9 protein-coding genes are annotated in these 7,024 nt (G+C 63.3%); 3 read left to right on the top strand and 6 right to left on the bottom strand.

Going from position 1 to position 7,024, the window contains the following annotated elements:
* Nucleotides 1-44: 44 nt before the first annotated feature.
* The 4 genes from ccoP to ccoN are packed head-to-tail and all read right to left on the bottom strand — an operon-like array spanning nucleotide 45 to nucleotide 3,241.
* Complete coding sequence (ccoP, locus tag APH27_RS25155) at nucleotides 45-986, bottom strand: cytochrome-c oxidase, cbb3-type subunit III (protein WP_027921279.1); 942 nt, start codon at nucleotides 984-986, stop codon at nucleotides 45-47.
* Complete coding sequence (locus APH27_RS25150; protein ID WP_027921280.1) at nucleotides 983-1,189, bottom strand: CcoQ/FixQ family Cbb3-type cytochrome c oxidase assembly chaperone; 207 nt, start codon at nucleotides 1,187-1,189, stop codon at nucleotides 983-985. The genes ccoP and APH27_RS25150 overlap by 4 nt, the downstream gene beginning before the upstream one ends.
* A 5-nt stretch (nucleotides 1,190-1,194) precedes the next feature.
* Nucleotides 1,195-1,803, bottom strand: coding sequence for a cytochrome-c oxidase, cbb3-type subunit II (gene ccoO / locus APH27_RS25145; protein ID WP_027921281.1), 609 nt, complete (start codon nucleotides 1,801-1,803; stop codon nucleotides 1,195-1,197).
* A 13-nt stretch (nucleotides 1,804-1,816) separates the two neighbouring features.
* The gene (ccoN, locus tag APH27_RS25140) at nucleotides 1,817-3,241 is read right to left on the bottom strand and encodes a cytochrome-c oxidase, cbb3-type subunit I (RefSeq protein WP_027921282.1); all 1,425 of its coding nucleotides are present in this window, start codon (nucleotides 3,239-3,241) and stop codon (nucleotides 1,817-1,819) included.
* A 51-nt stretch (nucleotides 3,242-3,292) separates the two neighbouring features.
* Between ccoN and APH27_RS25135 the strand changes: the two genes are divergently transcribed.
* Nucleotides 3,293-3,985, top strand: a complete 693-nt coding sequence (locus tag APH27_RS25135; protein ID WP_060486197.1) for an alpha/beta family hydrolase — start codon at nucleotides 3,293-3,295, stop codon at nucleotides 3,983-3,985.
* A 51-nt stretch (nucleotides 3,986-4,036) separates the two neighbouring features.
* On the opposite strand, the gene APH27_RS25130 is transcribed toward APH27_RS25135, so the two are convergent.
* Complete coding sequence (locus APH27_RS25130; RefSeq protein WP_060486196.1) at nucleotides 4,037-4,321, bottom strand: pyrimidine/purine nucleoside phosphorylase; 285 nt, start codon at nucleotides 4,319-4,321, stop codon at nucleotides 4,037-4,039.
* A 75-nt stretch (nucleotides 4,322-4,396) separates the two neighbouring features.
* Entirely contained in the window at nucleotides 4,397-4,948 is a 552-nt protein-coding gene (locus APH27_RS25125) for an exonuclease domain-containing protein (RefSeq protein ID WP_060486195.1), read from the bottom strand.
* A 163-nt stretch (nucleotides 4,949-5,111) separates the two neighbouring features.
* Here APH27_RS25125 and APH27_RS25120 point away from each other — a divergent pair, with 163 nt between their 5' ends.
* On the top strand, nucleotides 5,112-5,912 hold the full coding sequence (locus tag APH27_RS25120; protein ID WP_027921286.1) for an ABC transporter substrate-binding protein: 801 nt from the start codon (nucleotides 5,112-5,114) through the stop codon (nucleotides 5,910-5,912).
* A gap of 65 nt (nucleotides 5,913-5,977) precedes the next feature.
* Nucleotides 5,978-6,991, top strand: a complete 1,014-nt coding sequence (locus APH27_RS25115; protein ID WP_060486194.1) for a GNAT family N-acetyltransferase — start codon at nucleotides 5,978-5,980, stop codon at nucleotides 6,989-6,991.
* Nucleotides 6,992-7,024: the final 33 nt, after the last annotated feature.

Here is a 7,024-nt window from a genome sequence, read left to right as displayed (position 1 = left end):
GGGCGGCGCGCGATTTCACAGGCGCCGAATCGCTCTCGACGAACTCACTTGGCGGTCACCGCTTCAGCAGCGCTATCCTGCGACAGACTGTACACATAGGCTGCCAGCAGGTGCACCTTGTCATTGCCCTGGATTTCCGCCTGGGCTGGCATCTGCCCTTGGCGGCCATAGCGAATGGTCTGCTGCAACTGGGCAAAGCTCGAGCCGTAGATGAACGCCTGCGGGTGGGTCAGGTTCGGCGCGCCCATGGCCGGGGTGCCTTTGCCTTCAGGCCCGTGGCAGGCCACGCAGTTGCCCGCAAAGATCTCCTTGCCCTTGAGCGGGTCGGCCTTGACCCCTTCCGGCAGGCTGCGGCCGTCGAGGTTGCTCAGCACGAACGCGGCGACATCTGCCACGCCCTGGTCGCCGATCACCTCGACCCACGCCGGCATCACACCGTGGCGGCCGTTCATGATCGAGGCCTTGATGGTCTCTGGCTCGCCACCCCAGCGCCAGTCCTTGTCAGTCAGGTTGGGGAAGCCGTAGGCACCCTTGGCGTCGGAGCCGTGGCACACCGAGCAGTTGGAGGCAAACAGGCGGCTGCCCATTTTCAGTGCCTGTGGGTCCTTGGCCACTTCCTCGACCGGCATGGCGGCGTACTTGGCAAAGATCGGGCCGAACTTGGCATCGGCCTTTTCCATTTCCTTCTGCCACTCGTTGGCCCCGGTCCAGCCATTCTCGTAGCCAGGCAGGATGCCTTTCCAGTTGCCCAGGCCCGGGTACAGCACCAGGTAACCGGCGCCGAACACCAGGGTGCCGACGAACAGCCAGAACCACCACTTGGGCAGCGGGTTGTCGTACTCCTCGATGCCATCGAAGCTGTGCCCCATGGTCTGGTCGGTGGTGGTGTTGCTCTGGCCCTTGCGGGTCGACAACAACAGCCAGGCCAGGCCGATCAGGCTGCCGATGGTCAGTACGCTGATGTAGGTACTCCAGAAGGTGGTCATTGCGCTTTGCTCCTCACAGCCGCAGTCATGGCAGCAGGTTCCTGCCCGACGGGGGGCAGGCGGTCGTCGACGAAGGGCAACAGGCGCGCTTCGGCGAAATCATGGTCGCGGCGGCGGTTGAACACCCACAGTGAGAGGCCGATGAAGGCGATCATCACCACCAGGGTGCCCAGGCCACGGATCATGCCGATGTCCATTTCCATGGGGGTTACCTCTTGTTCTTGATTGCGGTGCCCAGCACCTGCAGGTAGGCGACCAGGGCGTCCATCTCGGTCTTGTCCTTGACCGCGTCACGGGCCCCGGCGATGTCGTCGTCGGTGTACGGCACGCCCAGGGTGCGCAGGGTGCGCATCTTGGTGTCGGTGTGGCTGTTGTCGACCTTTTCGGCGACCAGCCAGGGGTAGGACGGCATCTTCGATTCCGGTACCACGTTGCGCGGGTTGTACAGGTGCGCACGGTGCCAGTCGTCCGAGTAGCGGCCGCCGACGCGGGCCAGGTCCGGCCCGGTGCGCTTGGAGCCCCACAGGAACGGGTGGTCCCAGACACTTTCGCCAGCGACCGAGTAGTGGCCGTAGCGCTCGGTTTCGGCGCGGAACGGGCGGATCATCTGCGAGTGGCAGCCGACGCAGCCTTCACGGATGTAGATGTCGCGGCCTTCCAGTTGCAGCGCTGTGTAGGGCTTCATGCCTTCGACCGGCTTGTTGGTGACGTCCTGGAAGAACAGCGGGACGATCTGGGTCAGGCCGCCGATGCTCACGGCAAACACCATCAGCAGGGCCAGCAGGCCGACGTTTTTCTCGATGACTTCATGTTTCATCAGGCAGGTCTCCTCAAGCCAGCTGGGCGTTCGCAGGGGCGGCGTCGAGCGCCGGCGAACGCACGGTGCGCCAGGTGTTCCAGGCCATCAGGAACATGCCACTGAGGAAGATCGCGCCGCCGACGAAGCGCACGATGAAGCCTGGGTGGCTGGCCACCAGGGTTTCCACGAACGAGTAGGTGAGCGTGCCGTCGCTGTTGACCGCGCGCCACATCAGGCCCTGGGCGATGCCGTTGACCCACATCGAGGCGATGTACAGTACGGTGCCGATGGTCGCCAGCCAGAAGTGCGCGTTGATCAGGCCGATGCTGTGCATCTGCTGCTTGCCGAACACTTTCGGGATGGTGTGGTACAGCGCGCCGATCGAGATCATCGCCACCCAGCCGAGGGCGCCGGCGTGGACGTGGCCGATGGTCCAGTCGGTGTAGTGGGACAGGGCGTTGACCGTCTTGATGGCCATCATCGGGCCTTCGAAGGTGGACATGCCGTAGAACGCCAGCGACACCACCAAAAAGCGCAGGATCGGGTCGCTGCGCAGTTTGTGCCAGGCGCCCGAGAGGGTCATCATGCCGTTGATCATGCCGCCCCAGCTCGGTGCCAGCAGGATCAGCGACATCACCATGCCCAGCGACTGCGCCCAGTCCGGCAGGGCGGTGTAGTGCAGGTGGTGGGGACCTGCCCAGATGTATAGGGTAATCAGCGCCCAGAAGTGGACGATCGACAGGCGATAGGAATAGACCGGGCGTTCGGCCTGCTTGGGCACGTAGTAGTACATCATCCCCAGGAAGCCGGCAGTGAGGAAGAAGCCCACCGCGTTGTGGCCGTACCACCATTGCACCATGGCGTCGGTGGCGCCGGCGTAGACCGAGTACGACTTGGTCAGGCTGACCGGCAGTTCCAGGTTGTTGACGATGTGCAGTATCGCCACGGTCAGGATGAACGCGCCGAAGAACCAGTTGCCCACGTAGATGTGCTTGGTGGTGCGTTTCATCAGCGTGCCGAAGAACACGATGGCGTAGCTCACCCAGACGATGGTGATCAGGATGTCGATCGGCCATTCCAGCTCGGCGTATTCCTTGGAGCTGGTGTAGCCCAGCGGCAGGCTGATGGCCGCCAGCAGGATTACCAGTTGCCAGCCCCAGAAGCTGAACGCGGCCAGGCCCGGCGCAAAGAGGGTGGTCTGGCAGGTGCGTTGCACCGAATAATAGGAGGTGGCGAACAGCGCGCAGCCGCCGAAGGCGAAGATCACCGCATTGGTATGCAGGGGTCGCAGGCGGCCGAAGCTGGTCCAGGGGAGGTCGAAGTTGAGGGAAGGCCAGGCGAGCTGGGCGGCGATGAAGACGCCGAGCCCCATCCCGACGATTCCCCACACCACCGTCATGATGGCGAATTGGCGGACCACCTTGTAGTTATAGGCGGTACTGCTGGTTGTGTTCATGTATGGGTTCCCATCCACGGTTATTTTGGCAGGCTTTACAGCGAGGCAAGCATGAGTAATGGGCAAAGTGCCGGTATTGACGGGGATCAATGGGCGCAAGTCGGAAATGTCCCAGGCTTGCGCTGCGATCCTCCGAAAAATGGAGGCGAAGGTGCTGCATCGGCGTGCCTGATCCTGGCCCATGGCGCGGGCGCGCCGATGGACAGCGATTTCATGAACGAAATGGCGCAAAGGCTGGCGGCGCTTGGGGTAGCGGTGATTCGCTTCGAGTTCCCCTACATGGCCGAGCGGCGTAACGGTGGCGGCAAGCGGCCGCCCAATCCGCAGAAGGTGCTGCTCGAATGCTGGCGCGAGGTGTACCGGCAGGTGCGACCTTTGGTCACGGGCAGGCTGGCCATTGGTGGCAAGTCGATGGGCGGGCGCATGGCCAGCCTGCTGGCCGATGAGCTGGGCGCGGATGCGCTGGTGTGCCTGGGGTATCCGTTCTATGCGGTGGGCAAGCCGGAGAAGCCCAGGGTCGAGCATCTGGCCGAGCTGAAGACGCGTACGTTGATCGTGCAAGGGGAGCGGGATGCGCTGGGCAATCGTGAGGCTGTCGAGGGGTATGCGCTGTCACCGTCGATCGAGGTGAGCTGGCTGGTGGCGGGGGATCATGATCTGAAGCCGCTGAAGGCTTCCGGGTTCAGCCATGAACAGCACCTGCAGGCTGCGGCTGAAAAGGTGGCGGGTTTTCTGAAGCGTTAGTGCTGGATTCTTCGCGGGGTTACCCGCGAAGAGGCCGGAGCAGGCTACCGCTTAGTCGCGGTACTCGCACAGGTAGGCGGTATCCACGTTCACCTGCAACTGGAACTTGCTGTCGGCTGGCACGTTGAACTTGTCGCCAGCGTTGAAGGTTTCCCAGTTGTCGCTGCCTGGCAGCTTCACGGTCAGGGCGCCGGACACCACGTGCATGATCTCGCGCTTGGCGGTGCCGAACTCGTATTCGCCGGGTGCCATCACACCCACGGTGGCAGGGCCTTCAGCACCTGCGAAGGCGATCGACTTGACGGTGCCGTTGAAGTACTCGTTGACCTGGAACATGGGCGACTCCTGAAAAAATAGGGGTGAAAAAGGGCTGGCCAGTATGCCCAAGCCCTTCTGCCTCGTCATCTGCTTTCAAGTGCCGTTCACGGGCAGGCTCAAGGGCAGCAGGCGCGCCGTGTTGCGGGCATCTTCCAAGGCTCGGTGCTGCTGCCCGCAAAAGTGCATGCCGGCCAGCTGCAGCGCGCCATTGAGCCCGGCCGGGCGCTGCAGGTGGCGGGCTTTGGCGAAACGCTGCTTGAGGTTGATGTGCGGCAGCTCGCGCAGCAGGCTGTCGACTGCGTGCTGGCGCCACTCCTGCAGCAGCTGCTGGCGGTCATAGTCGCCCCAGCTGACCCAGGCCTGCAGCTGCCCGCGATGGTGCCCCAGCCAGCGCTCGAAACGCTCCCACACTTCAGGGAAGGCTGCGGCGCTGTCGACATTTGCCTGGCTGATGTGTGTCAGCTCGCGGCAGAACGGCGTCAGCTGCGGCCGCCGCCGGGGCCGCACGAAGCGCTGGAAGTGGTCCACTTCGCGGCCCTCGCGGGTCACCAGGCTGGCGCCGATTTCAATGATTTCCATCTCCGTGACCGGCCAGCCACCGTCATCGGTGGTGGCTTCCAGGTCGATCACCAACCAGTGGCCCATACCAGGCTCCCTCGCCATACATGCCAAAGCAGCGTAGCCAATGTCTGGCCATACGGCATCCCCTGGCAAAATGCCCTCATTTTGGCATAAGCAGCGGTTGTGCCGTGCCGTGAAAACGCCTAGTTTAGGCGCATCCAGGTATGAACCGTGATGAGCGCCCGCTTTGACTCCAGTGCCCGGCCTGAAGTTGTTTTCCACCCTGTTGATGCTGGCCGCAGCCTGGCTGGCGGTGCCAGCGTGGGCCGCCGAGGCCATCGACGTGAAGATCGGTGCCGCGCATTTCCCGCCCTATACCGTGCGCCCGGAGCAGGGTGCCGACACCGGTTTGCTGCCACAGCTGGTCGAGGCCTTGAACCGCCTGCAACAGGACTACCGCTTCGTCCTGGTGCCGACCTCCATTCAGCGGCGCTTCGGTGATTTCCAGCAGGGTCGCACCGACATGGCGATCTTCGAGAACCCTCAGTGGGGGTGGCAGCAGATCCCCCACCAGACGGTGGACATGGGCCTGGAGGATGCCGAAGTGTTCGTTGCCAGGAAGGTCAATGGCCGAGACCAGCATTACTTCGATAACCTGGGTGGCAAGCGCCTGGCACTGTTCAACGGTTATCACTACGCCTTCGCCAACTTCAACCCCGACCCCGACTACCTGCGCAAAACCTACAACGCGACACTGACCTACTCACACGACAGCAACCTGCTGATGGTTCAGGCCGGGCGCTCCGACATCGCCCTGGTAACGCGTTCGTACCTGAGCGACTTCCTCGCCCGCAACCCCGAAAGCCTCAACCAGCTGATGGCCTCGCAGCGCATCGACCAGGTGTATCACCACTATGCCTTGCTCCGTCCCGATTCACCGATCAGTGATCGCAAGTTCGCCGAGCTGATGGGCTACCTGCGCGACACGGGTGAACTGACGCGCATCTTCCAGCCCTACCGGATCACCGTTGCCGCACCGGGCGACTAAATTCCCCCGGCACGGGCACGTCATCAGCAGTGAGCCTTTCTTTCATTTTTCCGTGAGCCAAGACCATGCCGTTCGATGCCGCTTCGCAGCCCCTGTCGTTACCACGTTGGCGCAGCCTCGATGCCGAGGAGGGTGACTGCTGGCTGAGCTTGACCCTTGAAGGCCGCCCCCTGATCCAGGTACGCCTGGAGCCGGGCGAGACGCTGCAGGTTCATGTGCAGGACTTGTGCCCGGAGCGCCCGCAGCAGGCCTTGTGGGCCGCCTGTTACTGGCTGCTGTCGCGTGATCCGGCACGTCGGCGCCTGGCTGTGCACGTGTCTGCAAGCGTACCTGAGGCATTGGCCAGCGGCTTGCTGCTGGCCACTGAGCAGTCAGGTGTCTACGTGTGCGAGCGCACGCTGTTCTGGCAGTTGCCGCAGCCGTGGCTGGGCGCCTCGGCCAGCAGTATGTACCCGCAGCAGATGCAGTTCAGCAATGGCAAGCGCCACCCACGCCGGGCACCCAAGCCGCGTGGCGAGGTGTATCGCAGGTTCGATGCGCGCCTGGGCGCCTGGGTGTCGCTGCGTACCCTGGAAATCGACCAGGACCTGGAGCGTTTCAATCGCTGGCAGAACAATCCGCGGGTGGAGAAATTCTGGCAGGAGGCGGGTTCGCTGGAGCAGCACCGCGAATACCTGGCCAAGCTTGAGGCCGACCCCCATGCCTTGACCCTGATTGGTTGCTTCGATGACCAGCCATTTGCCTACTTCGAAGCGTACTGGGCCAAGGAAGATCGCATCGCACCGTTCTACCCGGCCGACGATTACGACCGTGGCATTCACATGCTGGTGGGGGAAGAGACGCACCGTGGCCCGCACAAGGTCGCCAGCTGGCTGTCGGCGCTGGTGCACTACCTGTTCCTGGATGACCCGCGCACCCAGCGGGTGGTGGCTGAGCCGCGTGCCGACAATGGCAAGATGATCGGCTACATGCACGACCAGTGCTTCCATTGCGACAAGGCGTTCGATTTCCCGCACAAGCGCGCGGCGCTGATGATTCTGGGGCGGGAGCAATTCTTCGACCGCTGCAAGCTGGTCTGAAACCCCGTCGCCTGCTTCGCGGGTAAACCCGCT

The sequence above is a fragment of the Pseudomonas sp. NBRC 111123 genome (genome assembly GCF_001320205.1).
Taxonomy (GTDB): domain Bacteria; phylum Pseudomonadota; class Gammaproteobacteria; order Pseudomonadales; family Pseudomonadaceae; genus Aquipseudomonas; species Aquipseudomonas putida_J.
The sequence above is the reverse complement of the archived record's forward strand: the minus strand, read 5'-3'. Positions and strand labels throughout refer to the sequence as shown.

Coding starts and splice junctions, on each gene's coding strand:
- APH27_RS25135 (WP_060486197.1), top strand. CDS start 3,293: ATGAGTAATGGGCAAAGTGCCGGTATTGACGGGGATCAATGGGCGCAA.
- ccoO (WP_027921281.1), bottom strand. CDS start 1,803: ATGAAACATGAAGTCATCGAGAAAAACGTCGGCCTGCTGGCCCTGCTG.
- APH27_RS25150 (WP_027921280.1), bottom strand. CDS start 1,189: ATGGAAATGGACATCGGCATGATCCGTGGCCTGGGCACCCTGGTGGTG.
- APH27_RS25115 (WP_060486194.1), top strand. CDS start 5,978: ATGCCGTTCGATGCCGCTTCGCAGCCCCTGTCGTTACCACGTTGGCGC.
- APH27_RS25125 (WP_060486195.1), bottom strand. CDS start 4,948: ATGGGCCACTGGTTGGTGATCGACCTGGAAGCCACCACCGATGACGGT.
- ccoP (WP_027921279.1), bottom strand. CDS start 986: ATGACCACCTTCTGGAGTACCTACATCAGCGTACTGACCATCGGCAGC.
- APH27_RS25130 (WP_060486196.1), bottom strand. CDS start 4,321: ATGTTCCAGGTCAACGAGTACTTCAACGGCACCGTCAAGTCGATCGCC.
- ccoN (WP_027921282.1), bottom strand. CDS start 3,241: ATGAACACAACCAGCAGTACCGCCTATAACTACAAGGTGGTCCGCCAA.